32 protein-coding genes are annotated in these 25,415 nt (G+C 55.9%); all 32 read right to left on the minus strand.

Annotated features, from left to right (window positions below):
* Window positions 1-8: 8 nt before the first annotated feature.
* Entirely contained in the window at window positions 9-629 is a 621-nt protein-coding gene (rpsD, locus tag GUY40_RS14510) for a 30S ribosomal protein S4 (protein WP_166569630.1), read from the minus strand.
* Between the two features lie 15 nt (window positions 630-644).
* Complete coding sequence (rpsK, locus tag GUY40_RS14515; protein ID WP_002555466.1) at window positions 645-1,034, minus strand: 30S ribosomal protein S11; 390 nt, start codon at window positions 1,032-1,034, stop codon at window positions 645-647.
* A 30-nt stretch (window positions 1,035-1,064) separates the two neighbouring features.
* On the minus strand, window positions 1,065-1,421 hold the full coding sequence (rpsM, locus tag GUY40_RS14520; protein WP_095159996.1) for a 30S ribosomal protein S13: 357 nt from the start codon (window positions 1,419-1,421) through the stop codon (window positions 1,065-1,067).
* Window positions 1,422-1,552: 131 nt separating this feature from the next.
* On the minus strand, window positions 1,553-1,669 hold the full coding sequence (gene rpmJ / locus GUY40_RS14525; protein WP_002555468.1) for a 50S ribosomal protein L36: 117 nt from the start codon (window positions 1,667-1,669) through the stop codon (window positions 1,553-1,555).
* Window positions 1,670-1,697: 28 nt separating this feature from the next.
* Window positions 1,698-3,029 carry a preprotein translocase subunit SecY gene (secY, locus tag GUY40_RS14530; protein ID WP_166569631.1) on the minus strand — a complete coding sequence of 444 codons (1,332 nt, stop codon included), beginning with the start codon at window positions 3,027-3,029 and terminating at the stop codon, window positions 1,698-1,700.
* A complete protein-coding gene (rplO, locus tag GUY40_RS14535; RefSeq protein ID WP_007924183.1) occupies window positions 3,030-3,464 on the minus strand; it encodes a 50S ribosomal protein L15 in 435 nt (144 codons plus the stop codon). It lies immediately after the preceding gene.
* Between the two features lie 3 nt (window positions 3,465-3,467).
* The gene (rpmD, locus tag GUY40_RS14540) at window positions 3,468-3,644 is read right to left on the minus strand and encodes a 50S ribosomal protein L30 (protein WP_010220317.1); all 177 of its coding nucleotides are present in this window, start codon (window positions 3,642-3,644) and stop codon (window positions 3,468-3,470) included.
* A gap of 2 nt (window positions 3,645-3,646) precedes the next feature.
* Window positions 3,647-4,147, minus strand: coding sequence for a 30S ribosomal protein S5 (gene rpsE, locus GUY40_RS14545; RefSeq protein WP_166569632.1), 501 nt, complete (start codon window positions 4,145-4,147; stop codon window positions 3,647-3,649).
* Window positions 4,148-4,150: 3 nt separating this feature from the next.
* Entirely contained in the window at window positions 4,151-4,501 is a 351-nt protein-coding gene (gene rplR / locus GUY40_RS14550; RefSeq protein WP_166569633.1) for a 50S ribosomal protein L18, read from the minus strand.
* A gap of 10 nt (window positions 4,502-4,511) precedes the next feature.
* A complete protein-coding gene (rplF, locus tag GUY40_RS14555) occupies window positions 4,512-5,045 on the minus strand; it encodes a 50S ribosomal protein L6 (protein WP_043861928.1) in 534 nt (177 codons plus the stop codon).
* A gap of 12 nt (window positions 5,046-5,057) precedes the next feature.
* Entirely contained in the window at window positions 5,058-5,450 is a 393-nt protein-coding gene (gene rpsH, locus GUY40_RS14560) for a 30S ribosomal protein S8 (protein WP_166569634.1), read from the minus strand.
* Between the two features lie 210 nt (window positions 5,451-5,660).
* Entirely contained in the window at window positions 5,661-5,966 is a 306-nt protein-coding gene (gene rpsN / locus GUY40_RS14565) for a 30S ribosomal protein S14 (protein WP_166363239.1), read from the minus strand.
* 13 nt (window positions 5,967-5,979) lie between these two features.
* The gene (gene rplE / locus GUY40_RS14570) at window positions 5,980-6,519 is read right to left on the minus strand and encodes a 50S ribosomal protein L5 (RefSeq protein ID WP_166569635.1); all 540 of its coding nucleotides are present in this window, start codon (window positions 6,517-6,519) and stop codon (window positions 5,980-5,982) included.
* A 20-nt stretch (window positions 6,520-6,539) separates the two neighbouring features.
* Complete coding sequence (gene rplX, locus GUY40_RS14575; protein WP_008374158.1) at window positions 6,540-6,854, minus strand: 50S ribosomal protein L24; 315 nt, start codon at window positions 6,852-6,854, stop codon at window positions 6,540-6,542.
* A gap of 11 nt (window positions 6,855-6,865) precedes the next feature.
* Window positions 6,866-7,234, minus strand: a complete 369-nt coding sequence (gene rplN, locus GUY40_RS14580; protein ID WP_002555479.1) for a 50S ribosomal protein L14 — start codon at window positions 7,232-7,234, stop codon at window positions 6,866-6,868.
* Window positions 7,235-7,257: 23 nt separating this feature from the next.
* Window positions 7,258-7,524 (minus strand): 30S ribosomal protein S17, encoded by a 267-nt coding sequence (rpsQ, locus tag GUY40_RS14585; RefSeq protein WP_008374160.1) that lies wholly within the window; start codon window positions 7,522-7,524, stop codon window positions 7,258-7,260.
* 2 nt (window positions 7,525-7,526) lie between these two features.
* Entirely contained in the window at window positions 7,527-7,718 is a 192-nt protein-coding gene (gene rpmC / locus GUY40_RS14590) for a 50S ribosomal protein L29 (RefSeq protein ID WP_002555481.1), read from the minus strand.
* The gene (gene rplP, locus GUY40_RS14595) at window positions 7,718-8,131 is read right to left on the minus strand and encodes a 50S ribosomal protein L16 (RefSeq protein WP_003255479.1); all 414 of its coding nucleotides are present in this window, start codon (window positions 8,129-8,131) and stop codon (window positions 7,718-7,720) included. The genes rpmC and rplP overlap by 1 nt, the downstream gene beginning before the upstream one ends.
* 12 nt (window positions 8,132-8,143) lie before the next feature.
* Window positions 8,144-8,830: a 30S ribosomal protein S3 gene (rpsC, locus tag GUY40_RS14600; RefSeq protein ID WP_010220308.1), complete on the minus strand. Its 687-nt coding sequence runs from the start codon at window positions 8,828-8,830 to the stop codon at window positions 8,144-8,146.
* A gap of 13 nt (window positions 8,831-8,843) precedes the next feature.
* Window positions 8,844-9,176 carry a 50S ribosomal protein L22 gene (rplV, locus tag GUY40_RS14605; RefSeq protein ID WP_003103908.1) on the minus strand — a complete coding sequence of 111 codons (333 nt, stop codon included), beginning with the start codon at window positions 9,174-9,176 and terminating at the stop codon, window positions 8,844-8,846.
* 11 nt (window positions 9,177-9,187) lie between these two features.
* Window positions 9,188-9,463, minus strand: coding sequence for a 30S ribosomal protein S19 (gene rpsS / locus GUY40_RS14610; protein ID WP_002555486.1), 276 nt, complete (start codon window positions 9,461-9,463; stop codon window positions 9,188-9,190).
* 16 nt (window positions 9,464-9,479) lie between these two features.
* The gene (gene rplB / locus GUY40_RS14615) at window positions 9,480-10,304 is read right to left on the minus strand and encodes a 50S ribosomal protein L2 (protein WP_166569636.1); all 825 of its coding nucleotides are present in this window, start codon (window positions 10,302-10,304) and stop codon (window positions 9,480-9,482) included.
* Between the two features lie 14 nt (window positions 10,305-10,318).
* On the minus strand, window positions 10,319-10,618 hold the full coding sequence (gene rplW / locus GUY40_RS14620; RefSeq protein WP_002555488.1) for a 50S ribosomal protein L23: 300 nt from the start codon (window positions 10,616-10,618) through the stop codon (window positions 10,319-10,321).
* Window positions 10,615-11,217: a 50S ribosomal protein L4 gene (gene rplD, locus GUY40_RS14625; protein WP_166569637.1), complete on the minus strand. Its 603-nt coding sequence runs from the start codon at window positions 11,215-11,217 to the stop codon at window positions 10,615-10,617. Before rplD ends, rplW begins: the two co-directional genes overlap by 4 nt.
* A 12-nt stretch (window positions 11,218-11,229) precedes the next feature.
* Window positions 11,230-11,865, minus strand: coding sequence for a 50S ribosomal protein L3 (gene rplC, locus GUY40_RS14630; protein ID WP_166569638.1), 636 nt, complete (start codon window positions 11,863-11,865; stop codon window positions 11,230-11,232).
* Window positions 11,866-11,946: 81 nt separating this feature from the next.
* Window positions 11,947-12,258 (minus strand): 30S ribosomal protein S10, encoded by a 312-nt coding sequence (rpsJ, locus tag GUY40_RS14635; RefSeq protein WP_003186070.1) that lies wholly within the window; start codon window positions 12,256-12,258, stop codon window positions 11,947-11,949.
* Window positions 12,259-12,399: 141 nt separating this feature from the next.
* The gene (gene tuf, locus GUY40_RS14640) at window positions 12,400-13,593 is read right to left on the minus strand and encodes an elongation factor Tu (RefSeq protein WP_166569639.1); all 1,194 of its coding nucleotides are present in this window, start codon (window positions 13,591-13,593) and stop codon (window positions 12,400-12,402) included.
* 30 nt (window positions 13,594-13,623) lie between these two features.
* The gene (gene fusA / locus GUY40_RS14645) at window positions 13,624-15,753 is read right to left on the minus strand and encodes an elongation factor G (protein ID WP_166569640.1); all 2,130 of its coding nucleotides are present in this window, start codon (window positions 15,751-15,753) and stop codon (window positions 13,624-13,626) included.
* Between the two features lie 30 nt (window positions 15,754-15,783).
* Window positions 15,784-16,254, minus strand: coding sequence for a 30S ribosomal protein S7 (gene rpsG, locus GUY40_RS14650; RefSeq protein ID WP_003186074.1), 471 nt, complete (start codon window positions 16,252-16,254; stop codon window positions 15,784-15,786).
* A gap of 121 nt (window positions 16,255-16,375) precedes the next feature.
* Window positions 16,376-16,747, minus strand: coding sequence for a 30S ribosomal protein S12 (gene rpsL / locus GUY40_RS14655; protein ID WP_003186084.1), 372 nt, complete (start codon window positions 16,745-16,747; stop codon window positions 16,376-16,378).
* Between the two features lie 203 nt (window positions 16,748-16,950).
* On the minus strand, window positions 16,951-21,150 hold the full coding sequence (gene rpoC, locus GUY40_RS14660; protein ID WP_166569641.1) for a DNA-directed RNA polymerase subunit beta': 4,200 nt from the start codon (window positions 21,148-21,150) through the stop codon (window positions 16,951-16,953).
* A 65-nt stretch (window positions 21,151-21,215) separates the two neighbouring features.
* Window positions 21,216-25,289 (minus strand): DNA-directed RNA polymerase subunit beta, encoded by a 4,074-nt coding sequence (gene rpoB / locus GUY40_RS14665; protein WP_166569642.1) that lies wholly within the window; start codon window positions 25,287-25,289, stop codon window positions 21,216-21,218.
* Window positions 25,290-25,415: the final 126 nt, after the last annotated feature.

The following is a 25,415-nucleotide window of genomic DNA, read 5'->3' on the forward strand; positions in this document are numbered from 1 at the left end:
TCTAGCCCTTACTTGGAGTAGAGCTCGACAATCAGGCTTTCGTTGATGTCAGCAGACAGGTCGCCGCGAGCCGGAACGTTCTTGAAAACGCCGGATTTTTTCGCAGTGTCCACATCTACCCACTCAACGCGGCCACGCTGGGCGCACAGTTCAAGGGCTTGAACAATGCGCAGCTGGTTCTGCGATTTCTCGCGAACTGCGACCACGTCACCCGGACGAACTTGGTAGGACGGAACGTTTACAGTCTTGCCGTTAACGCTGATCGCTTTGTGCGAAACCAGCTGACGGGATTCAGCACGAGTAGCGCCGAAGCCCATACGATAAACGACGTTGTCCAGACGGCATTCGAGCAGTTGCAGCAGGTTCTCACCGGTAGCGCCTTTCTTGCCGGCAGCTTCCTTGTAGTAACCGCTGAACTGACGCTCGAGAACGCCATAAATACGACGGACCTTCTGCTTTTCACGCAGTTGGGTGCCGTAGTCGGACTGACGACCACGACGCTGGCCGTGGATACCTGGGGCTGCTTCGATGTTGCACTTCGATTCCAGAGCGCGAACGCCGCTCTTCAGGAACAGATCAGTGCCTTCACGACGAGACAGTTTGCATTTTGGACCAATGTAACGTGCCATTTATCTGTCTCCTGATTACACGCGACGCTTCTTCGGCGGACGGCACCCGTTATGCGGGATTGGCGTCACGTCGGTGATGCTGGCGATCTTATAGCCACAGCCGTTCAGAGCACGAACAGCGGACTCACGACCTGGACCTGGACCCTTGACGTTTACGTCGAGGTTCTTCAGACCATATTCCAGCGCAGCTTGACCAGCACGTTCAGCAGCTACTTGAGCAGCGAACGGGGTGGACTTACGCGAACCGCGGAAACCCGAACCGCCGGAGGTAGCCCAGGACAGCGCGTTACCTTGACGATCGGTAATGGTCACGATGGTGTTGTTGAAAGACGCGTGGATGTGGGCGATGCCATCAACCACTGTCTTTTTGACTTTTTTACGAGGACGAGCAGCAGGTTTTGCCATGTCTAAATTCCTGTCGATTCGCTGGTGCGATTACTTGCGGATCGGCTTACGCGGACCTTTACGGGTACGCGCGTTGGTCTTGGTACGCTGACCGCGTACTGGAAGACCCCGACGATGACGCAGACCGCGGTAGCAGCCCAGGTCCATCAACCGCTTGATTTTCATGTTGATGTCGCGACGCAGGTCACCTTCGGTGGTGAACTTCGCAACTTCGCTACGCAGCTGTTCAATCTGCTCGTCGCTCAGATCCTTGATCTTTGCGGCTGGGTTGACCCCAGTGTCTGCACAGATTTTCTGTGCAGTGGTGCGACCAACACCGTAGATGTAGGTCAGCGAGATAACAGTGTGCTTGTTATCTGGAATGTTAACGCCTGCAATACGGGCCATTCAGTGGGACTCCAATTGACAGCTACCTACGCCCCGGAAGCCAAGAAATAGGGCGCGAGATAATATCGCTGTAATAACAAATAATCAACCCAGCAGCGCACTAGCTGCTGGGCTTGAAGCGCAGATCACAATCAGCCTTGGCGCTGCTTATGACGTGGTTCCGCGCTGCAAATTACTCGAACGACACCTTCGCGGCGAATAATTTTGCAGTTACGGCACAGCTTTTTCACCGATGCACGAACTTTCATCACCAACTCCTCGAACCTTAAGGGTCTCTCAGCGCAGCAAACCGCTGCCGCCGTAGCCTTTCAGGTTGGCTTTCTTCATCAGGGATTCGTACTGGTGCGAAACGAGGTGCGATTGTACTTGGGACATGAAGTCCATCACAACCACTACCACAATCAGCAACGAGGTCCCGCCAAGGTAGAACGGAACGTTTGCCGCAACCACCAGGAACTGGGGCAGCAGGCACACGGCCGTCATATAAAGAGCACCGAACATGGTCAAGCGGGTCAGAACGCCATCAATGTAGCGCGCCGACTGCTCACCTGGACGGATGCCCGGAATAAAGGCACCGGACTTCTTCAGGTTTTCCGCTACGTCTTTCGGATTGAACATCAACGCCGTATAGAAGAAGCAGAAGAAAATAATCCCTGCACTAAACAGCAGAATATTCAACGGCTGACCAGGAGCGATCGACTGCGAGATGTCCTGCAACCAGCCCATACCTTCAGACTGACCAAACCAGGCACCCAACGAAGCCGGGAACAGCAAAATGCTGCTCGCGAAAATAGCAGGAATAACACCGGCCATATTCACTTTCAGCGGCAGGTGGCTCGTCTGCGCAGCAAAAACCTTGCGGCCCTGCTGACGCTTGGCATAGTGAACGGCGATACGACGCTGACCACGCTCGATGAAGACCACGAAACCGATAATCGCTACTGCCAGCAGACCGATGGCGACCAAGGCAAAAATGTTGATATCGCCCTGACGTGCAGACTCGAAAGACTGCCCAATCGCTCTCGGAAGACCGGCGACGATACCTGCGAAAATCAACATCGAGATACCGTTGCCTACACCGCGCTCTGTGATCTGCTCACCCAGCCACATCATGAACATCGCACCCGCCACAAAGGTGGAGACCGCAACGAAATGGAAGCCAAAGTCAGCAGAAAAAGCAACGCCCTGACCGGCCAAGCCAATGGACATGCCAATCGCTTGAACCAGGGCCAGGACGACGGTGCCGTAGCGGGTGTACTGGCTAATCTTGCGACGGCCAGCCTCACCTTCCTTCTTCAACTGTTCCAGCTGCGGGCTGACAGCGGTCATGAGCTGCATGATGATCGACGCCGAAATGTACGGCATGATCCCCAGTGCAAAAATACTCATCCGCTCCAGCGCGCCGCCGGAAAACATGTTGAACAAGCTAAGAATGGTCCCCTCATTCTGCCGAAACAGGTCCGCGAGCCGATCCGGGTTGATACCTGGAACTGGGATATGCGCACCGATCCGATAGACGATAATCGCCAGGAACAGGAAACGCAGACGAGCCCAGAGTTCGGACATCCCGCCCTTGCCTAGCGCTGAGAGAGCACCTTGCTTAGCCATTTATTCCTCGAACTTGCCGCCAGCTGCTTCGATAGCCGCACGCGCACCTTTGGTGGCTGCGATACCCTTGATGGTGACCGCGCGAGTAACCTCACCGGACAGCATGATTTTCACGCGCTGTACGTTTTGGTTGATCACGTTGGCATCCTTCAGGGATTGCACGGTGACGATGTCGCCTTCCACTTTGGCCAGCTCGGACAGACGCACTTCTGCGCGATCCATGGCTTTCAGCGAAACGAAACCGAATTTCGGCAGACGACGGTGCAGCGGCTGTTGACCGCCTTCAAAGCCTGGAGCAATGGTGCCACCGGAGCGGGAAGTCTGACCTTTGTGACCACGGCCACCAGTCTTACCCAAACCACTACCGATACCACGGCCCGGACGATGCTTCTCGCGACGGGAACCCGGCGCTGGACTCAGATCATTGAGTTTCATCGATTAACCCTCGACGCGCAGCATGTAGTAAGCCTTGTTGATCATCCCGCGATTCTCGGGAGTATCCAGGACTTCTACAGTGTGACCGATGCGGCGCAGACCCAGACCCTTAACGCACAGCTTGTGGTTAGGGAGACGGCCGGCGGTGCTTTTGATCAGCGTTACTTTAACGGTAGCCATGATCAACGGATCTCCTCAACGCTCTTGCCGCGCTTGGCAGCAATGGACGACGGGGATTGCATGGTTTTCAGACCCTTGAAAGTGGCGTGTACCACGTTCACTGGGTTGGTCGAACCGTAGCATTTAGCCAGTACGTTCTGAACGCCAGCCACTTCCAGCACTGCGCGCATAGCGCCGCCAGCGATGATACCGGTACCTTCAGAAGCAGGCTGCATGTAAACCTTGGAAGCGCCGTGGGCGGATTTCAGGGCGTACTGCAGGGTGGTACCGTTAAGGTCCACTTGAATCATGTTGCGGCGAGCAGCTTCCATGGCTTTCTGGATCGCAGCAGGTACTTCGCGCGATTTGCCACGGCCGAAGCCAACACGACCTTTACCATCACCAACCACGGTCAACGCGGTGAAAGTGAAGATACGGCCGCCTTTAACGGTTTTAGCTACGCGGTTAACTTGAACCAGCTTCTCGATGTAGCCTTCGTCGCGCTTTTGGTCGTTATTTGACATAACTTAGAACTCCAGCCCAGCTTCACGAGCAGCATCAGCCAGCGCTTTAACGCGGCCGTGGTACTTGAAGCCAGAGCGGTCGAAAGCCACCTGCGAGACGCCAGCGGCTTTCGCACGCGTAGCGACCAGCTGGCCAACCTTAGTGGCCGCGTCGATGTTGCCAGTGGCACCATCACGCAGTTCTTTGTCCAAAGTCGAGGCGCTTGCCAGGACTTTGCTGCCGTCGGCCGAAATGACCTGGGCATAGATGTGCTGCGAGGAGCGGAACACGCAGAGACGCACGGCTTCGAGCTCGTGCATTTTCAGGCGTGCTTTGCGAGCGCGACGCAGTCGAGTAACTTTTTTGTCGGTCATTTGCTATGCCCTACTTCTTCTTGGCTTCTTTACGACGGACGACTTCGTCCGCGTAACGCACACCCTTACCTTTGTAAGGCTCTGGTGGACGGAAATCGCGGATTTCAGCGGCCACTTGACCCACCAGCTGCTTGTCGATGCCCTTGATCAGGATATCGGTCTGGCTAGGAGTCTCAGCGGTGATGCCTTCCGGCAGTTCGTAGTCCACTGGGTGCGAGAAGCCGAGAGCCAGGTTCAGCACTGTGCCTTTTGCTTGTGCCTTGTAACCAACACCGACCAGCTGGAGCTTGCGCTCGAAGCCTTGGCTTACGCCCTGGACCATGTTGTTTACCAACGCACGAGTGGTACCGGCCATTGCACGAGTCTGTTGATCGCCATTGCGAGCAGCGAAACGCAGCTCACCAGCTTCTTCAACGACTTCAACGGACGAGTGAACATTCAGTTCGAGAGTGCCCTTGGCACCCTTCACCGAAAGCTGTTGGCCGACGAATTTGACTTCGACACCAGCCGGCAGCTTTACGGGGTTCTTAGCGACGCGAGACATGCTTATCCCCCCTTAGAACACTGTGCAAAGAACTTCGCCGCCGACACCGGCAGCGCGCGCAGCACGATCAGTCATCACACCTTTGTTGGTGGAGACGATAGACACACCGAGACCGCCACGAACTTTCGGCAGATCTTCGACGGACTTGTACTGACGCAGGCCTGGACGACTTACGCGCTTGACTTCTTCGATAACCGGACGGCCTTCGAAGTATTTCAGCTCGATGGAAAGGGAAGGCTTGGCCTCACCACTTACCTGATAACCCGCGATATAACCTTCGTCCTTGAGAACTTTGGCTACAGCCACCTTCAGCGTGGAAGACGGCATGCTTACGACGGACTTTTCAGCCATCTGGGCATTACGGATTCGAGTTAGCATGTCCGCTAACGGGTCCTGCATACTCATGGGCTAGACGCTCCTGATACAAAAAAAATGAGCCTTGCGGCTACTACGTCGCCGAGACAATTCCGAGCAAAAAACCCGGGCTCAGGCGAGCCGGTCATTCTAGACACACCCCAGAAATGAATCAAGCCCCGAAAGGGGCTTGATTCATACTCAAGGTCACCGGTGGTCGGCTGGATTACTCCCCCGCCACCCCGACTTGGGCCGTGTTGCTTACCAGCTGGCTTTAACCAGACCTGGTACGTCACCACGCATTGCAGCTTCACGCAGTTTGTTACGGCCGAGGCCGAACTTGCGGTAAACGCCGTGCGGACGACCAGTGATGCGGCAGCGGTTACGCATGCGCGAAGCGCTTGCGTCACGTGGCTGCTTCTGCAGAGCTACGGAAGCTTCCCAACGCGCTTCTGGACTTGCGTTCAGATCAACGATGATAGCTTTCAGCTCAGCACGCTTCTTGGCGTACTTGGCAACGGTGAGCTGACGCTTCAGCTCACGGTTTTTCATGCTCTTCTTGGCCATTTTCCTACTCCAATCAGTTGCGGAACGGGAATTTGAAAGCGCGCAGCAGTGCGCGACCTTCGTCATCCGTCCGAGCAGTGGTGGTCAGGGTAATGTCCAGACCGCGGAGAGCATCGATCTTGTCGTAATCAATTTCCGGGAAAATGATCTGCTCTTTCACGCCCATGCTGTAGTTGCCACGACCATCGAAGGACTTGGCATTCAGGCCGCGGAAGTCGCGGACCCGAGGCAGGGAGATCGCCAGCAGGCGGTCCAGGAACTCGTACATACGATCGCGGCGCAGAGTAACTTTAACGCCGATCGGCCAGCCCTCACGGACCTTGAAGCCCGCGATGGATTTCCGAGCGAAAGTTACAACGGCTTTTTGACCGGTGATCTTTTCGATGTCGGCAACTGCGTGCTCGATGACTTTCTTGTCGCCGATCGCTTCGCCCAGACCCATGTTCAGGGTGATTTTGGTAACGCGCGGAACTTCCATCACGTTGGCCAGCTTAAGTTCTTCCTTAAGCTTCGGCGCGATTTCCTTCCGGTAAATCTCTTTCAGTCGTGCCATGGTCTTCTACCTAGCAGTGTTCAAGCATCAACCGCTTTTTGGGTCGACTTGAAGACACGAATTTTTTTGCCTTCTTCTACTTTGAAACCAACGCGGTCAGCCTTGTTGGTTTCGCCGTTGAAAATGGCGACGTTGGAAGCGTGCAGTGGCGCTTCTTTTTCGACGATACCGCCTTGTACGCCCGACATAGGGTTAGGCTTGGTATGGCGCTTCACCAGGTTGATCCCACCAACGACCAGACGGTCGTCAGCGAGCACCTTCAGCACCTTACCGCGCTTGCCTTTGTCTTTGCCGGCGATCACGATGATCTCGTCGTCACGACGAATCTTTTGCATGTCGGATCTCCTTACAGCACTTCTGGGGCAAGCGAGACGATCTTCATGAACTTCTCAGTACGAAGTTCACGGGTCACTGGCCCAAAGATACGGGTGCCGATCGGCTCTTGCTTGTTGTTCAAAAGAACAGCAGCGTTGCCATCAAAGCGGATAATGGAGCCGTCAGCACGACGGACACCGTGGCGAGTGCGGACTACAACAGCAGTCATCACTTGACCTTTCTTTACCTTACCGCGAGGAATTGCTTCCTTGACGGTTACCTTGATGATGTCACCGATGCCGGCGTAACGGCGGTGAGAACCGCCGAGCACCTTGATGCACATGACGCGACGAGCGCCGCTGTTATCGGCCACATCGAGCATGGATTGAGTCTGAATCATAAAATTTCTCCGACCCCTAGCCCTTAGACTTCAACAGCGCGTTCGAGAACTTCAACCAGTGCCCAGGACTTGGTCTTGGCCAGCGGACGGGTCTCGCGGATGGAGACCTTGTCGCCGATATGGCACTGATTGGTTTCGTCGTGCGCGTGCAGCTTAGTCGAACGCTTAACGTATTTACCGTAGATCGGGTGCTTTACGCGACGCTCGATCAGTACGGTGATGGTCTTGTCCATCTTGTCGCTGACAACACGGCCAGTCAGCGTACGGACGGTTTTTTCGGCTTCAGCCATGATTACTTACCTGCCTGCTGGTTGAGCACAGTTTTCACGCGAGCGATGTCACGCTTCACTTGCGAGAGCAGGTGAGACTGCCCCAACTGGCCAGTTGCTTTCTGCATACGCAGATTGAACTGGTCGCGCAGCAAGCCGAGCAGTTGCTCGTTCAGTTGCTGTGCTGATTTCTCACGAAGTTCATTCGCTTTCATCACATCACCGTCCGCTTAACAAAGGAGGTGGCGAGAGGCAACTTTGCAGCTGCCAAGGCGAAAGCCTCACGCGCCAGCTCTTCAGAAACACCCTCGATCTCGTACAGGACTTTGCCTGGCTGGATCTGGGCAACCCAGTACTCAACGGAACCTTTACCTTTACCCATCCGCACTTCGAGAGGCTTCTTGGAGATCGGCTTGTCCGGGAATACACGGATCCAGATTTTACCGCCACGCTTCACGTGACGGGTCAGAGCACGACGTGCCGACTCAATCTGGCGGGCGGTGAGACGACCGCGGGCAACAGCTTTCAAGGCGAATTCGCCGAAGCTGACTTTGCTACCGCGCAGTGCCAGACCACGGTTGTGGCCAGTCATCTGCTTGCGGAACTTCGTACGCTTAGGTTGCAACATTTGGCGTACCCCTTACTTAGCAGCTTTTTTACGAGGCGCTGGTGCTTGTGGTTTCAGTTCTTCTTGGCGACCACCAATTACTTCGCCTTTGAAGATCCAAACCTTCACACCGATCACACCGTAAGTGGTGTGAGCTTCGTAGGTGGCATAGTCGATATCGGCACGCAGGGTGTGCAGCGGCACACGACCTTCGCGATACCATTCAGTACGTGCGATTTCAGCACCGCCGAGACGACCGCTCACTTGGATTTTGATGCCTTTGGCACCAATGCGCATGGCGTTCTGTACAGCGCGCTTCATAGCGCGACGGAACATTACGCGACGCTCCAGCTGCTGAGCTACGCTCTGCGCAACCAACATACCGTCGAGTTCCGGCTTGCGGATCTCTTCGATATTGATGTGCACAGGCACACCCATTTGTTTGGTCAGGTCCTGACGCAGTTTCTCAACATCTTCACCTTTCTTCCCGATAACGATACCTGGACGAGCGGTGTGGATGGTGATGCGTGCAGTTTGAGCCGGACGATGGATATCGATACGGCTAACGGACGCGCTTTTTAGTTTGTCTTGGAGGTACTCACGCACATTCAGATCTGCGAGCAAATAGTCCGCATAAGTCCGACCGTCTGCGTACCAGACGGAGGTGTGCTCCTTGACGATTCCCAGGCGAATGCCAGTGGGATGTACTTTCTGACCCATCTGATCGACTCCGTTACTTGTCCGCAACCTTGACAGTGATATGGCAAGACCGCTTGACGATGCGATCAGCGCGGCCTTTGGCACGCGGCATGATACGCTTCAGCGAACGCCCTTCGTTGACGAAAACGGTGGAGACCTTCAGGTCATCAACGTCTGCGCCTTCGTTATGCTCGGCGTTGGCTACGGCCGACTCGAGGACTTTCTTCATGATTTCAGCGGCTTTCTTGCTGCTGAAGGCCAACAGGTTGAGCGCTTCGCCCACCTTCTTCCCGCGGATCTGGTCGGCGACCAAGCGGGCTTTCTGGGCGGAGATGCGAGCGCCCGACAACTTAGCGGCTACTTCCATTTCCTTACCCCTTAACGCTTGGCTTTCTTGTCAGCCACGTGCCCGCGGTAGGTGCGGGTACCGGCAAACTCGCCCAGTTTATGGCCGACCATGTCTTCGTTCACGAGAACTGGGACGTGTTGGCGACCGTTGTGTACCGCGATGGTCAAACCGACCATTTGTGGCAGGATCATGGAACGACGCGACCAGGTCTTAACTGGTTTGCGATCGTTCTTCTCCGCCGCCACTTCGATCTTCTTCAGTAGGTGAAGATCAATAAAAGGACCTTTTTTCAGAGAACGTGGCACTGTCGTATCCCTCTATTTACTTGCGACGACGGACGATCATTTTGTCGGTACGCTTATTACCACGAGTCTTCGCGCCCTTAGTCGGGAAGCCCCATGGCGATACCGGATGACGACCACCGGAGGTACGACCTTCACCACCACCATGCGGGTGGTCAACCGGGTTCATGGCAACACCACGAACGGTTGGGCGAACGCCACGCCAGCGTTTGGCACCAGCTTTACCCAGCGAACGCAGGCTGTGCTCGGAGTTCGAGACTTCACCCAGGGTCGCACGGCATTCAGCCAGGACTTTACGCATTTCACCAGAGCGCAGACGCAGGGTCACGTAGACACCTTCGCGAGCGACCAGCTGAGCCGAAGCACCAGCGGAACGAGCGATTTGTGCACCTTTGCCTGGCTTCAGTTCGATGCCGTGAACGGTGCTACCCACTGGGATGTTGCGCAGTTGCAGGGAGTTGCCCGGCTTGATTGGAGCCAGAGCACCTGCGATCAGCTGGTCGCCAGCACTCACGCCTTTAGGGGCGATGATGTAGCGGCGCTCGCCGTCTGCGTAGCACAGCAGTGCGATGTGAGCAGTACGGTTTGGATCGTATTCGATACGCTCGACAGTGGCAGAGATGCCATCTTTGTCGTTGCGACGGAAGTCGACCATACGGTAATGCTGCTTATGACCACCACCAACGTGACGAGTAGTGATACGGCCATTGTTGTTACGACCACCAGACTTCGATTTTTTCTCGAGCAGCGGTGCGTGAGGAGCGCCTTTGTGCAGCTCCTGGTTGACCACCTTGACCACAAAACGGCGGCCAGGGGAAGTCGGTTTGCATTTAACGATTGCCATGATGCACCCCTTCCTTACTCAGCACTGCTGCTGAAATCGAGATCTTGGCCTGGCTGAAGGGAGATAACTGCCTTCTTCCAGTCATTACGCTTGCCCAGACCGCGAGCAGTGCGCTTGCTCTTACCCAGAACGTTCAGGGTAGTGACGCGCTCTACTTTCACGCTGAACAGGCTTTCGACGGCCTTCTTGATTTCCAGCTTGGTTGCGTCAGTAGCAACCTTGAAAACGAACTGGCCTTTCTTGTCAGCCAGAACCGTGGCCTTCTCGGAAACGTGCGGGCCAAGTAGAACTTTAAATACGCGTTCCTGGTTCATCCCAGCAGCTCCTCGAATTTCTTCACGGCCGACACAGTGATCAACACTTTGTCGTATGCGATCAGACTAACTGGATCGGAACCCTGTACATCACGGACATCAACGTGCGGCAGGTTACGAGCAGCCAGGTACAGGTTCTGATCAACAGAATCAGACACGATCAGAACGTCGGTCAGACCCATGCCATTCAGCTTGTTCAGCAGGTCTTTGGTTTTTGGCGCTTCAACAGCGAAGTCCTGAACCACGACCAGACGATCGGTACGCACCAGTTCAGCAAGGATGGAGCGCAGTGCTGCGCGATACATCTTCTTGTTGAGCTTCTGCGAGTGATCTTGTGGACGAGCTGCGAAGGTGGTACCGCCGCCACGCCAGATTGGGCTACGGATGGTACCAGCACGAGCACGGCCAGTACCCTTCTGACGCCATGGGCGCTTGCCGCCACCGGAAACGTCGGAACGGGTCTTTTGCTGCTTGCTACCCTGACGGCCGCCAGCCATGTAGGCCACGACTGCTTGGTGAACCAGCGTCTCGTTGAATTCGCCGCCGAAAGTCAGTTCGGAAACTTCGATCGCTTGAGCGTCATTTACATTTAATTGCATTTCAGCTTCCCCTTAACCGCGAGCCTTGGCTGCCGGACGCACAACCAGATCGCCGCCAGTAGCACCAGGAACGGCACCCTTGACGAGCAGCAGATTGCGTTCAGCGTCGACGCGCACAACTTCCAAGGACTGAACGGTCACGCGCTCTGCGCCCATATGACCGGACATTTTTTTGCCCTTGAATACACGACCAGGAGTCTGGCACTGGCCGATAGAGCCAGGGACGCGGTGGGAAACGGAGTTACCGTGGGTGTTGTCTTGACCGCGGAAGTTCCAACGCTTGATGGTACCGGCAAAGCCTTTACCCTTGGACTGACCGGTAACGTCTACCAGTTGGCCTGCAGCGAAGATTTCTGCATTGATCAAGTCGCCAGCCTGGTACTCGCCTTCTTCAAGGCGGAATTCCCAGACACCGCGACCAGCGGCAACGCTCGCTTTAGCGAAGTGGCCTGCTTGAGCAGCAGTCACACGCGAAGCACGACGCTCACCTACAGTGACTTGCACTGCACGATAGCCATCGGTTTCTTCAGTTTTGAACTGGGTGACGCGATTCGGCTCGATCTCAATGACCGTGACCGGAATGGAGACACCTTCTTCGGTGAAAATACGGGTCATACCGCATTTACGACCGACTACACCAATAGTCATGTTGTAAACCTCATGAGTGTACGGGGCTTTCACCCGCTATGGCCGCCCATTTCAGAGCGTTACACGACTAAGACCCAAGTCTTAGCCGAGGCTGATCTGCACTTCCACACCGGCCGCAAGATCAAGCTTCATAAGAGCATCAACGGTTTTATCCGTTGGCTGGACGATGTCCAGAACGCGCTTATGAGTACGGATCTCGTACTGGTCACGCGCGTCTTTGTTGACGTGCGGGGAGACCAGAACGGTGAACCGCTCTTTACGGGTAGGCAGTGGAATTGGACCACGCACTTGAGCACCAGTACGTTTCGCGGTTTCCACGATTTCCTGGGTGGATTGGTCGATCAGGCGATGGTCAAAAGCCTTCAACCTGATACGGATTTGCTGATTTTGCATTGGATTTCAGACTCCAGGCTGCTATTCCCACCGGACGCACTACGCCCGTTAAAAGGAGGCGTGATTCTATAGACGCCCCTATTGGGTGTCAACCCAATAAAAAAGCCCCCGCTGAGCGGGGGCTTTTCAAATCAATCGAAATTACTCGATGATTTTGGCTACGACGCCAGCGCCGACGGTACGACCGCCTTCACGGATAGCGAAACGCAGACCGTCTTCCATTGCGATGGTCTTGATCAGGGTGACAACCATTTTGATGTTGTCGCCTGGCATTACCATCTCAACGCCTTCTGGCAGCTCGCAGTTGCCAGTTACGTCGGTAGTACGGAAGTAGAACTGTGGACGGTAGCCTTTGAAGAACGGAGTGTGACGACCGCCTTCTTCCTTGCTCAGAACGTACACTTCAGCTTCGAACTTGGTGTGCGGCTTGACCGAACCTGGCTTGACCAGAACCTGGCCACGCTCAACGTCGTCACGCTTGGTACCACGCAGCAGAACACCGCAGTTCTCGCCCGCACGGCCTTCGTCCAGCAGCTTGCGGAACATTTCAACGCCGGTGCAGGTGGTGACGGTGGTGTCACGCAGACCAACGATTTCCAGCGGATCCTGAACCTTGACGATACCGCGCTCGATACGACCGGTAACTACAGTACCGCGACCGGAGATCGAGAATACGTCTTCGATTGGCATCAGGAATGGCTTGTCGATCAGACGAACTGGCTCAGGGATGTAGGTATCCAGAGTTTCAACCAGTTTACGAACGGCAGTGGTGCCCATTTCGTTGTCGTCCAGACCGTCCAGCGCCATACGAGCCGAACCGATGATGATTGGAGTGTCATCACCCGGGAAGTCGTAGGTGCTCAGCAGGTCGCGAACTTCCATCTCAACCAGTTCCAGCAGCTCAGCGTCGTCTACCAGGTCAGCCTTGTTCAGGAAGACCACGATGTACGGAACGCCAACCTGACGGGACAGCAGGATGTGCTCACGGGTTTGTGGCATCGGACCATCAGCGGCCGAGCAAACCAGGATCGCGCCGTCCATCTGGGCAGCACCGGTGATCATGTTCTTCACGTAGTCAGCGTGACCTGGGCAGTCAACGTGAGCGTAGTGACGAATGGTCGAGTTGTACTCAACGTGCGCGGTGTTGATGGTGATACCGCGAGCTTTCTCTTCTGGGGCGCTGTCGATCTTGTCGAAGTCAACACGAGCCGAACCGAAAACTTCGGAGCAAACGCGAGTCAGAGCAGCAGTCAGAGTGGTTTTACCATGGTCAACGTGACCGATGGTGCCAACGTTGACGTGCGGTAGGGAACGATCAAATTTTTCTTTAGCCACGACAGTGAACCTCTTGCCTAAAGGGCTGGATTAGCCTTGTTTTTTAACGAGAGCTTCGACGATATTCGACGGAGCTTCGGAGTATTTGGAGAATTCCATGGAGTAGCTCGCGCGACCCTGAGACATGGAACGAACGTCGGTCGCATAACCGAACATTTCACCCAGCGGTACTTCAGCACGGATAACCTTGCCGGAGACCGAGTCTTCCATACCTTGGATCAGACCACGACGACGGTTCAGGTCACCCATCACGTCACCCATGTAGTCCTCTGGGGTTACTACTTCAACCTTCATGATCGGCTCAAGCACAACACCGCCGCCCTTCTGGGCCAGTTGCTTGGTCGCCATGGAGGCTGCCACTTTAAACGCCATCTCATTGGAGTCGACGTCGTGGTAGGAACCGTCAAACACGGTTGCCTTCAGGCCGATCAGCGGATAGCCGGCGACAACGCCGTTCTTCATCTGCTCTTCGATGCCCTTCTGGATCGCTGGGATGTATTCCTTCGGAACCACACCACCAACTACCTCGTTGAGGAAGACCAGACCCTCCTGACCTTCATCAGCCGGAGCAAAGCGAATCCAGCAGTGACCGAACTGACCACGACCACCGGACTGACGAACGAACTTGCCTTCGATTTCGCAGTTTTTGGTGATTTTTTCGCGGTAGGAAACCTGTGGCTTACCGATGTTGGCTTCGACGTTGAACTCACGGCGCATCCGGTCAACCAGGATGTCCAGGTGCAACTCGCCCATGCCGGAGATGATCGTTTGACCAGTCTCTTCATCAGTCTTGACGCGGAACGACGGGTCTTCCTGGGCCAGCTTGCCCAGAGCGATACCCATCTTCTCCTGGTCAGCCTTGGTTTTCGGCTCTACAGCTACCGAAATTACCGGCTCAGGGAAGTCCATACGCTCAAGGATGATCGGCTTGTCGGCGTTGCACAGAGTGTCACCGGTGGTGACGTCCTTCATGCCGATCAGCGCAGCGATGTCGCCTGCCAGTACTTCTTTGATCTCTTCACGCTGGTTGGCGTGCATCTGCACCATACGACCAACGCGCTCTTTCTTGCCCTTGACCGAGTTGATCACCGAGTCGCCGGACTGCAGCATACCCGAGTAAACGCGGACGAAGGTCAGAGTACCAACGAACGGGTCGGTGGCAATCTTGAACGCCAGAGCCGAGAACGGTTCTTTGTCATCTGCATGACGCTCGTCGTAATCCGACTCGACCAGCTCTTCCTTGGATTTCTCGATGAGATCCGGATGAATACCCTTGATCGCAGGGATCTCGGTCGGAGCAGGCAGGAAGTCGATAACGGCGTCGAGAACCAGGGGAACACCCTTGTTCTTGAACGACGAACCACAGACAGCCGGAACGATCTCGCTGGCCAGGGTGCGCGCACGCAGACCGGCTTTGATTTCGTCGACGGTCAGCTCACCGCCTTCAAGGTACTTGTTCATCAGCTCTTCGCTGGCTTCAGCAGCGGCTTCGACCATATTGGCGCGCCACTCTTCAGCCAACTCCAGCATATCGGCAGGAATTTCTTCCTCGCGATAGGTAGTACCTTTATCGTCATCGTTCCAATAGATAGCCTTCATCTTGATCAGATCAACCTGACCCTGGAAGTTATCTTCGGAACCGATTGCCAGCTGAACAGGAACCGGGGTGTGACCCAGACGGTTCTTGATCTGACCGACAACGCGCAGGAAGTTTGCGCCAGCACGGTCCATCTTGTTCACGTAAACAACACGTGGAACGCCGTACTTGTTGGCTTGACGCCATACGGTTTCGGACTGCGGCTCAACACCGGAAGTACCGCAGAACACAACGACAGCACCGTCGAGTACGCGCAGCGAACGCTCTACTTCAATGGTGAAGTCTACGTGGCCTGGGGTATCGATGACGTTGACGCGGTAGTTGTCGAACTGACCGCGCGAACCTTTCCAGAAGGTCGTTACAGCAGCGGAGGTGATGGTAATACCACGCTCCTGCTCCTGAACCATCCAGTCGGTAGTCGCCGCACCGTCATGCACCTCACCCATCTTGTGGCTGAGACCTGTGTAGAACAGGATCCGCTCGGTAGTAGTGGTTTTGCCCGCATCAACGTGCGCGCAAATACCAATGTTACGGTAGCGGTTAATCGGAGTAGTACGAGCCATAAAGCCCTCGCAAATTGAGTGACGCTAAAATTAGAAGCGGTAGTGCGAGAAAGCCTTGTTGGCTTCAGCCATACGGTGCACGTCTTCACGCTTCTTGACTGCAGCACCCTTGCCTTCGGCAGCGTCCAGCAGTTCGCCAGCCAGGCGCAGAGCCATGGACTTCTCGCCGCGCTTGCGGGCGAAGTCTACCAACCAGCGCATTGCCAGCGCGTTACGACGGGACGGACGAACTTCGACCGGAACCTGGTAAGTGGCACCACCAACACGGCGCGACTTAACTTCGACCAGCGGAGCGATGGCGTCGAGAGCTTTCTCGAAGATCTCCAGGGGATCGCTGTTCTTGCGTTCTTTGACCTTGTCCAGCGCACCGTAAACGATACGCTCGGCAACGGCCTTCTTGCCGCTTTCCATCACGTGGTTCATGAACTTGGCGAGGATTTGGCTTCCGTATTTCGGATCGTCCAGAATCTCACGCTTGGCTGCTACACGACGTCTTGGCATTGATAAGCCCTCAAACGGTCTTCAGGTTAGCCCGGGACAGTGAACCGCAAAGGGTGCGTGCCCGACCTTACTCTTATCGACTCAATAAAATGAATAACTGCAAATTGCTGCAAACGGCCGATTACTTCGGACGCTTGGTACCGTACTTCGAACGACCCTGGTTACGGCCTTTAACGCCGGAGGTATCCAGAGAGCCGCGAACGGTGTGGTAACGAACACCTGGCAAGTCTTTTACACGACCGCCGCGGATCAGTACCACGCTGTGCTCTTGCAGGTTGTGGCCTTCACCACCGATGTACGAGGAAACCTCGAAACCGTTGGTCAGACGCACACGGCATACTTTACGCAGTGCCGAGTTAGGTTTTTTCGGCGTGGTGGTGTACACACGGGTGCACACGCCACGACGTTGCGGGCAGTTCTGCAGCGCAGGAACGTCGGATTTCTCGACGATACGCTTACGCGGCTGACGTACCAGCTGGTTGATAGTTGCCATCTACTAGCTCCACTGTTGTCTTGCGACGCTATTGTCTTACAAGAAAAGCAAAATGGCAGGACGAAGTCCCACCAAATTTAGGGGTACAAGAGTCTAAAGAGGATCTTGCCCCCAGTCAAGGCAAGGCCCCGGCCTGCCCTCCCCGATCATCGGCAACAAATTATGTCGCCGATGCTCGAGAAGGACTTGCCAGGGCCCTACTCTCAATTGCCGCTGGAGTTCAGCGCTTCAGTCAGTGCGGCTTCCACCTCACTGGCGCTGACACGCAGCGGTTTGTCTGCATCACGGCGACGCTTGCGCTCGCTGTGGTATGCCAGACCGGTACCGGCAGGGATCAGACGACCCACGACCACGTTTTCTTTCAGTCCACGCAGGTAATCGCGCTTGCCGGTTACTGCCGCCTCGGTCAGAACTCGAGTGGTCTCCTGGAAGGAGGCCGCCGAGATGAACGATTCGGTCGACAACGACGCCTTGGTGATACCCAGCAGGACGCGAGTGTACTTGGAGATGAACTTGTCGTCCGCGCTCAGGCGCTCGTTCTCGACCAGTACATGCGTCAACTCCATCTGGTCGCCCTTGATGAAGCTGGAATCGCCCGACTCGGAGATCTCGACCTTACGCAGCATCTGACGCAGGATGGTCTCGATGTGCTTGTCGTTGATCTTCACGCCTTGCAGACGGTAAACGTCCTGGATCTCGTTGACGATGTACTTGGCCAGCGCACTGACACCCAGCAAACGCAGAATGTCGTGTGGATCGCTCGGGCCGTCGGAGATAACTTCGCCGCGGTTTACCTGTTCGCCCTCGAAGACGTTCAGGTGACGCCACTTCGGAATCAGCTCTTCGTACGGATCGCTGCCATCGTTCGGGGTAATGACCAGACGGCGCTTGCCTTTGGTCTCTTTACCGAACGCGATGGTGCCGCTGACTTCAGCCAGAATCGAGGCTTCTTTCGGACGACGCGCCTCGAACAAGTCGGCAACGCGTGGTAGACCACCGGTGATGTCACGGGTTTTCGACGTTTCTTGCGGAATACGCGCAATAACGTCACCCACGCCGATTTGAGCACCGTCAGCCACACCAACCAAGGCGTTGGCTGGCAGGAAGTACTGAGCCGGTACGTCGGTACCTGGCAGCAGCAGATCCTTGCCATCGACACCCACCATCTTGATGGCCGGGCGAATTTCTTTGCCCGCAGCAGGACGGTCTTTCGGATCCAGTACTTCGATGTTGGTCAAACCAGTCAATTCGTCAGTCTGACGTTTGATGGTAATACCTTCTTCCATGCCCACGAAGGTCACGGTACCTTTCATCTCGGTGACGATTGGGTGAGTGTGCGGATCCCACTTGGCCACGATGGCACCAGCGTCGACCTTGTCGCCTTCCTTCACCGAAATCACTGCACCGTAAGGCAGTTTGTAACGCTCGCGCTCACGACCGAAATCGTCGGCAATCGCCAACTCACCGGAACGCGATACCGCAACCAGGTTACCGTCAGCACGGACGACTTGCTTCAGGTTGTGCAGGCGGACAGTACCGCCATTCTTGACCTGAACGCTGTCGGCCGCCGAGGTCCGGCTTGCCGCACCACCGATGTGGAACGTACGCATGGTCAGCTGGGTACCCGGCTCACCGATCGACTGTGCAGCGATAACACCGACAGCTTCACCGATGTTCACCTGGTGACCGCGAGCCAGGTCACGGCCGTAGCACTTGGCGCAGATACCGTAGCGAGTTTCGCAGCTGATCGGCGAACGCACGATAACTTCGTCGATGCTGTTCAGCTCGATGAACTCAACCCACTTCTCGTCAACCAGAGTACCGGCAGGAACGATGACGTCATCGGTGCCTGGCTTGAATACGTCACGAGCGATAACACGGCCCAGTACGCGCTCACCCAGCGGCTCTACAACGTCGCCGCCTTCGATGTGCGGAGTCATCAGCAGACCGTGTTCGGTACCGCAGTCAACCTCAGTCACAACCAGGTCTTGCGCCACGTCTACCAGACGACGAGTCAGGTAACCGGAGTTAGCGGTTTTCAACGCGGTATCCGCAAGACCCTTACGAGCACCGTGAGTCGAGATGAAGTACTGCAGTACGCTCAGACCTTCACGGAAGTTCGCGGTGATCGGCGTCTCGATGATCGAGCCGTCCGGCTTGGCCATCAGACCACGCATACCCGCCAGCTGACGAATCTGAGCGGCCGAACCCCGGGCACCGGAGTCAGCCATCATGTACATGGAGTTGAAGGACTCCTGATCGACTTCGTCGCCATTGCGGTCGATGACCTTCTCTTTCGAGAGGTTGGCCATCATCGCCTTGGACACTTCGTCGTTCGCCTTGGACCAAAGGTCGATTACCTTGTTGTACTTCTCGCCCTGGGTTACCAGGCCGGAAGCGTACTGGCTTTCGATCTCTTTCACTTCGTCGGTAGCAGTACCGATGATGCGAGCTTTTTCATCAGGGATGACGAAGTCGTTAACACCGATGGAAACGCCGGAGATGGTCGAATAAGCAAAACCGGTGTACATCAGCTGGTCAGCGAAAATAACGGTCTCTTTCAGACCAACCACGCGGTAGCACTGGTTGATCAGCTTGGAGATCGCCTTTTTCTTCATCGGCTGGTTGACCACGTCGTAGGAAAGACCTGGTGGCACAACCTGGAACAACAGTGCACGACCGACAGTGGTGTCGACGATACGGGTGTTCTTGACACTGCCGCCGTCACGATCGTTCACGGTTTCGTTGATACGAACCTTGATCTTGGCGTGCAGCGCAGCTTCGCCGGCGCGGAATACGCGGTCGACTTCCTGCAGGTCAGCGAACACTCGACCTTCGCCCTTGGCGTTGATCGCTTCACGGGTCATGTAGTACAGACCCAATACAACGTCCTGCGACGGAACGATGATTGGCTCACCGTTGGCTGGCGACAAAATGTTGTTGGTCGACATCATCAGCGCACGCGCTTCCAGCTGGGCTTCCAGCGTCAGCGGCACGTGAACGGCCATTTGGTCACCGTCGAAGTCGGCGTTATAAGCCGCACAGACCAGAGGGTGCAGCTGGATAGCCTTACCTTCGATCAGTACTGGCTCAAACGCCTGGATACCCAGACGGTGAAGGGTCGGCGCACGGTTGAGCAGTACGGGGTGTTCGCGAATCACTTCAGCGAGAACGTCCCACACTTCTGGCAGCTCGCGCTCGACCATCTTCTTGGCAGCTTTGATGGTGGTTGCCAGACCACGCATTTCCAGCTTGCCGAAAATGAATGGCTTGAACAGCTCGAGAGCCATTTTCTTCGGCAGACCGCACTGGTGCAGACGCAGGGTCGGACCTACGGTAATTACCGAACGACCCGAGTAGTCAACACGCTTACCGAGCAAGTTCTGACGGAAACGACCCTGTTTACCCTTGATCATGTCAGCCAGGGATTTCAGAGGACGCTTGTTCGAACCGGTAATGGCGCGACCGCGACGACCGTTGTCGAGCAGTGCATCGACCGCTTCCTGCAGCATGCGCTTTTCGTTGCGCACGATGATGTCCGGCGCGGACAGATCGAGCAGGCGCTTCAGACGGTTGTTACGGTTGATCACCCGACGATACAGATCGTTCAGGTCGGAAGTCGCGAAGCGACCGCCATCCAGCGGCACCAATGGACGCAGATCTGGCGGCAGAACCGGCAGAACGGTCAGGACCATCCACTCAGGCAGGTTGCCCGAGCCTTGGAAGGCTTCCATCAGTTTCAGACGCTTGGACAGCTTCTTGATCTTGGTTTCCGAGTTGGTCTGCGGAATTTCTTCGCGCAGGCGACCGATCTCGTGCTCCAGGTCGATAGCGTGCAGCAGCTCACGGACAGCCTCGGCACCCATGCGGGCATCGAAGTCATCACCGAACTCTTCCAGCGCTTCGAAGTACTGCTCGTCGTTCAGCAACTGACCTTTTTCCAGCGTGGTCATGCCCGGATCGATAACGACATAGCTCTCGAAGTAGAGAACGCGTTCGATATCACGCAGGGTCATGTCCATCAGCAGGCCGATACGCGACGGCAGCGATTTCAGGAACCAGATGTGGGCAACTGGAGAGGCCAGTTCGATGTGAGCCATACGCTCACGACGGACTTTGGCCAGGGCGACTTCAACGCCGCACTTTTCACAGATAACGCCACGGTGCTTCAGGCGCTTGTACTTACCGCACAGGCACTCGTAGTCCTTGACTGGGCCAAAGATCTTGGCGCAGAACAGACCGTCACGCTCAGGCTTGAACGTACGGTAGTTGATGGTTTCCGGTTTTTTAACTTCACCGAACGACCACGAACGGATCATCTCAGGCGATGCCAACCCGATACGGATGGCGTCGAACTCTTCGACTTGACCCTGGTTTTTCAGCAAATTCAGTAGGTCTTTCAAGGCCTTTCCTCCTGGCGGAGCAGGGAGCGGGCTTGTTCAGCCACGCTCCCGATTCGCGTCACGTGTTATTCGGTTTCCAGATCGATATCGATACCGAGCGAACGAATCTCTTTGATCAACACGTTGAAGGACTCGGGCATGCCCGGCTCCATACGGTGATCGCCGTCCACGATGTTCTTGTACATCTTGGTCCGACCGTTCACGTCGTCCGACTTCACTGTGAGCATCTCTTGCAGGGTGTATGCCGCGCCGTATGCTTCCAGCGCCCACACTTCCATCTCCCCGAAACGCTGACCACCGAACTGCGCCTTACCACCCAGCGGCTGCTGGGTAACCAGGCTATAAGAACCAGTGGAACGCGCGTGCATCTTGTCGTCCACCAAGTGGTTCAGCTTGAGCATGTACATGTAACCAACGGTCACTGGACGCTCGAACTTGTTACCGGTGCGGCCGTCGAACAGCTGCATCTGACCGCTTTCTGGCATGTCCGCCAGTTTCAGCATGGCCTTGATTTCGCTCTCTTTGGCGCCGTCGAAAACTGGGGTGGCCATCGGCACACCGCCTTTGAGGTTCTTCGCCAAGTCCAGGATTTCCTGGTCGGTGAAGTCCTCCAGACTTTCCTGACGACCACCGATCTCGTTGTAGATCTCGGTGAGGAACTTGCGCAACTCGATGACTTTACGCTGCTCTTCGAGCATGCGGTTGATCTTCTCGCCCAAGCCCTTGGCCGCCAGGCCCAGGTGGGTTTCGAGGATCTGACCAACGTTCATACGCGATGGTACACCCAGTGGGTTGAGTACCACGTCCACTGGCGTACCGTTGGCGTCGTGCGGCATGTCTTCGACCGGCATGATCACGGAGACCACACCTTTGTTACCGTGACGACCGGCCATCTTGTCGCCCGGCTGGATGCGACGACGGATTGCCAGGTAAACCTTGACGATTTTCAGCACGCCTGGAGCCAGGTCATCACCTTGCTGCAGCTTGCGCTTCTTGTCTTCGAACTTGTCGTCCAGCAGGCGGCGGCGGTCAACGATGTACGCCTGAGCTTTTTCGAGCTGCTCGTTCAGAGCGTCTTCAGCCATGCGCAGCTTGAACCACTGACCATGCTCGAGGCCGTCCAGCACTTCGTTGGTGATCTCGGTACCTTTTTTCAGGCCCGCACCACCTTCGACGATTTGGCCAACCAGAGCAGAACGCAGACGCTCGAAGGTCGCACCTTCGACAATACGGAACTCTTCGTTCAGATCCTTGCGGATCTCGTCGAGTTGCATCTTCTCGATCGACAGAGCACGGCTATCACGCTCAACGCCGTCACGAGTGAAGACCTGTACGTCGATGACGGTACCTTTGGTGCCAGTTGGCACGCGCAGGGAGGTGTCTTTAACGTCGCTGGCCTTCTCACCGAAGATTGCGCGCAGCAGCTTCTCTTCTGGTGTCAGTTGAGTCTCGCCTTTTGGCGTGACTTTACCGACCAGAATGTCGCCAGCGCCCACCTCGGCACCTACGTAAACGATACCGGCTTCGTCCAGCTTGTTCAGTGCAGCTTCACCCACGTTCGGGATGTCCGCAGTGATCTCTTCCGGGCCAAGCTTGGTGTCACGAGCCACACAGGTCAGTTCCTGAATGTGGATCGTGGTGAAACGGTCTTCCTGAACAACGCGCTCGGACAGGCAGATGGAGTCTTCGAAGTTGAAGCCGTTCCACGCCATGAATGCGATGCGCATGTTCTGACCCAGAGCCAGCTCACCCATATCGGTGGACGGACCATCGGCCATGATGTCGCTACGCTGAACGCGATCACCTTTGTTAACCAGCGGACGCTGGTTGATGCAGGTGTTCTGGTTCGAGCGGGTGTATTTGGTCAGGTTGTAGATGTCGACACCGGCTTCGCCTGGCTCTACTTCGTCATCAGCAACACGAACCACGATACGGCTGGCGTCGACGGAATCGATCACACCACCACGGCGAGCAACGACGCAAACGCCGGAGTCGCGAGCCACGTTACGCTCCATACCGGTACCCACCAGCGGCTTGTCAGCACGCAGGGTAGGAACAGCTTGACGCTGCATGTTCGAACCCATCAACGCACGGTTGGCGTCGTCGTGCTCGAGGAACGGAATCAGCGAGGCTGCGACCGAAACTACCTGCTTCGGCGAAACGTCCATCAAGGTAACGTCTTCCGGCGCCTTGACGGTGAATTCGTTCAGGTGACGAACCGCTACCAGCTCATCGACCAGCTGATTTTTTTCGTTCATTGCGGCCGAAGCCTGTGCAATGACGTGATCCGCTTCTTCGATAGCCGAAAGGAACACGATCTCGTCGGTAACCAGCGCATCTTTCACAACGCGGTACGGGCTCTCGAGGAAACCGTACTGGTTGGTGCGCGCATAGGCCGCCAGGGAGTTGATCAGACCGATGTTCGGACCTTCCGGCGTTTCAATTGGGCATACACGACCGTAGTGAGTCGGGTGTACGTCACGAACTTCGAAGCCTGCGCGCTCACGAGTCAGACCACCAGGGCCGAGTGCAGAGACACGACGCTTGTGAGTGATTTCGGACAGCGGGTTGTTCTGGTCCATGAACTGAGACAGCTGGCTGGAACCGAAGAACTCTTTGACCGCTGCAGCGACTGGCTTGGCGTTGATCAGATCCTGAGGCATCAGGCCTTCGCTTTCTGCCATCGACAGACGCTCTTTGACCGCACGCTCAACACGCACAAGGCCAACGCGGAACTGGTTCTCTGCCATCTCGCCAACGCAACGTACGCGACGGTTACCCAGGTGGTCGATGTCATCGACGATCCCTTTGCCGTTACGGATGTCGACCAGCGTCTTCAGAACTTCGACGATGTCTTCCTTGCTCAGCACGCCCGAACCTTCGATTTCGGTACGACCGATACGACGGTTGAACTTCATCCGGCCGACCGCAGACAGGTCATAACGCTCAGGACTGAAGAACAGGTTGTTGAACAGGGTTTCAGCAGCATCCTTGGTTGGCGGCTCGCCAGGACGCATCATGCGATAGATCTCGACCAGCGCTTCCAATTGGTTGCTGGTGGAGTCGATTTTCAGGGTATCCGAAATGAACGGACCGCAATCGATATCGTTGGTGTACAGCGTTTCGATGCGAACGACCTGGGCCTTGGCAATCTTGACCAGGACCTCAGTGCTCAGCTCGGTGTTGCACTCAGCCAGGATTTCACCGGTGGCAGGGTGCACGATAGCTTTGGCAGTGGTACGACCCAGCACGTATTCCAGAGGAACTGCCAGCTCTTTGACACCGGCTTTTTCCAACTGGTTGATGTGACGAGCGGTAATACGACGACCCTGCTCAACGATGACTTTGCCAGCGCCGTCATGGATGTCCATGACGGCGATTTCGCCACGCAGGCGCTGAGGCACCAGCTCCAGGCTGAGCGTTTCGCCCTGAACGTGGAATACGTTGGTGGTGTAGAAGGCGTCGAGCACTTCTTCAGTGCTGTAACCCAGCGCACGCAGCAGCACGGAGGCCGGCAGCTTACGACGGCGGTCGATACGGACGAATACGCAGTCTTTCGGGTCGAACTCAAAGTCCAGCCACGAGCCACGGTAAGGAATCACGCGAGCCGAGTACAGCAGTTTGCCCGAGCTGTGAGTCTTGCCACGGTCGTGGTCGAAGAATACACCCGGCGAACGGTGCAGCTGGGAAACGATGACACGCTCGGTACCGTTGATTACGAAGGTACCGTTCTCGGTCATCAGTGGGATTTCTCCCATGTAGACTTCTTGCTCTTTAATGTCCTTGATCGCTTTGTTCGACGACTCTTTGTCGAAAATGATCAAGCGGACTTTTACCCGCAGAGGTACGGCGTAGGTCACGCCACGCAGGACACATTCCTTGACGTCGAATGCCGGTTCACCCAGACGATAGCCAACGTACTCCAGGGCAGCATTGCCGGAGTAGCTGATGATCGGGAAAACCGATTTGAAGGCCGCATGCAGGCCCACGTCGCGGAACTGATCTTTGGTCGCCCCCGCCTGCAAGAATTCACGATACGAATCCAGCTGGATGGCCAGGAGGTAAGGCACATCCATGACGTCCGGCAACTTGCTAAAGTCCTTGCGGATACGTTTTTTCTCAGTGTATGAGTAAGCCATCAGCGTTCCCCAGCTTGGTCACCTGCTTGTTTGGCTTCTCCCGACGGGAGTAGCCAGAAAATCTGCAAGCCCCTTGGCTTGCTCCACCGCATCGGGTGGGTACTGCTCGCGCTACAGGGGTCGACC

The sequence above is a fragment of the Pseudomonas sp. R5(2019) genome (assembly GCF_009905435.1).
Lineage (GTDB): Bacteria > Pseudomonadota > Gammaproteobacteria > Pseudomonadales > Pseudomonadaceae > Aquipseudomonas.

Excerpts from the sequence above, each read along its gene's own strand:
- rpsD (WP_166569630.1), bottom strand. The coding sequence starts at position 629 with ATGGCACGTTACATTGGTCCAAAATGCAAACTGTCTCGTCGTGAAGGC.
- rpsK (WP_002555466.1), bottom strand. The coding sequence starts at position 1,034 with ATGGCAAAACCTGCTGCTCGTCCTCGTAAAAAAGTCAAAAAGACAGTG.
- rpsM (WP_095159996.1), bottom strand. The coding sequence starts at position 1,421 with ATGGCCCGTATTGCAGGCGTTAACATTCCAGATAACAAGCACACTGTT.
- rpmJ (WP_002555468.1), bottom strand. The coding sequence starts at position 1,669 with ATGAAAGTTCGTGCATCGGTGAAAAAGCTGTGCCGTAACTGCAAAATT.
- secY (WP_166569631.1), bottom strand. The coding sequence starts at position 3,029 with ATGGCTAAGCAAGGTGCTCTCTCAGCGCTAGGCAAGGGCGGGATGTCC.
- rplO (WP_007924183.1), bottom strand. The coding sequence starts at position 3,464 with ATGAAACTCAATGATCTGAGTCCAGCGCCGGGTTCCCGTCGCGAGAAG.
- rpmD (WP_010220317.1), bottom strand. The coding sequence starts at position 3,644 with ATGGCTACCGTTAAAGTAACGCTGATCAAAAGCACCGCCGGCCGTCTC.
- rpsE (WP_166569632.1), bottom strand. The coding sequence starts at position 4,147 with ATGTCAAATAACGACCAAAAGCGCGACGAAGGCTACATCGAGAAGCTG.
- rplR (WP_166569633.1), bottom strand. The coding sequence starts at position 4,501 with ATGACCGACAAAAAAGTTACTCGACTGCGTCGCGCTCGCAAAGCACGC.
- rplF (WP_043861928.1), bottom strand. The coding sequence starts at position 5,045 with ATGTCTCGCGTCGCTAAGAACCCCGTAAAGCTGCCGGCTGGTGTCGAA.
- rpsH (WP_166569634.1), bottom strand. The coding sequence starts at position 5,450 with ATGAGTATGCAGGACCCGTTAGCGGACATGCTAACTCGAATCCGTAAT.
- rpsN (WP_166363239.1), bottom strand. The coding sequence starts at position 5,966 with ATGGCCAAGAAGAGCATGAAAAACCGTGAGCTGAAGCGTCAGCTCACC.
- rplE (WP_166569635.1), bottom strand. The coding sequence starts at position 6,519 with ATGGCACGACTGAAAGAGATTTACCGGAAGGAAATCGCGCCGAAGCTT.
- rplX (WP_008374158.1), bottom strand. The coding sequence starts at position 6,854 with ATGCAAAAGATTCGTCGTGACGACGAGATCATCGTGATCGCCGGCAAA.
- rplN (WP_002555479.1), bottom strand. The coding sequence starts at position 7,234 with ATGATTCAGACTCAATCCATGCTCGATGTGGCCGATAACAGCGGCGCT.
- rpsQ (WP_008374160.1), bottom strand. The coding sequence starts at position 7,524 with ATGGCTGAAGCCGAAAAAACCGTCCGTACGCTGACTGGCCGTGTTGTC.
- rpmC (WP_002555481.1), bottom strand. The coding sequence starts at position 7,718 with ATGAAAGCGAATGAACTTCGTGAGAAATCAGCACAGCAACTGAACGAG.
- rplP (WP_003255479.1), bottom strand. The coding sequence starts at position 8,131 with ATGTTGCAACCTAAGCGTACGAAGTTCCGCAAGCAGATGACTGGCCAC.
- rpsC (WP_010220308.1), bottom strand. The coding sequence starts at position 8,830 with ATGGGTCAGAAAGTACATCCCACTGGCATTCGCCTGGGAATCGTCAAG.
- rplV (WP_003103908.1), bottom strand. The coding sequence starts at position 9,176 with ATGGAAGTAGCCGCTAAGTTGTCGGGCGCTCGCATCTCCGCCCAGAAA.
- rplB (WP_166569636.1), bottom strand. The coding sequence starts at position 10,304 with ATGGCAATCGTTAAATGCAAACCGACTTCCCCTGGCCGCCGTTTTGTG.
- rplW (WP_002555488.1), bottom strand. The coding sequence starts at position 10,618 with ATGAACCAGGAACGCGTATTTAAAGTTCTACTTGGCCCGCACGTTTCC.
- rplD (WP_166569637.1), bottom strand. The coding sequence starts at position 11,217 with ATGCAATTAAATGTAAATGACGCTCAAGCGATCGAAGTTTCCGAACTG.
- rplC (WP_166569638.1), bottom strand. The coding sequence starts at position 11,865 with ATGACTATTGGTGTAGTCGGTCGTAAATGCGGTATGACCCGTATTTTC.
- rpsJ (WP_003186070.1), bottom strand. The coding sequence starts at position 12,258 with ATGCAAAATCAGCAAATCCGTATCAGGTTGAAGGCTTTTGACCATCGC.
- fusA (WP_166569640.1), bottom strand. The coding sequence starts at position 15,753 with ATGGCTCGTACTACTCCGATTAACCGCTACCGTAACATTGGTATTTGC.
- rpsG (WP_003186074.1), bottom strand. The coding sequence starts at position 16,254 with ATGCCAAGACGTCGTGTAGCAGCCAAGCGTGAGATTCTGGACGATCCG.
- rpsL (WP_003186084.1), bottom strand. The coding sequence starts at position 16,747 with ATGGCAACTATCAACCAGCTGGTACGTCAGCCGCGTAAGCGTATCGTC.
- rpoB (WP_166569642.1), bottom strand. The coding sequence starts at position 25,289 with ATGGCTTACTCATACACTGAGAAAAAACGTATCCGCAAGGACTTTAGC.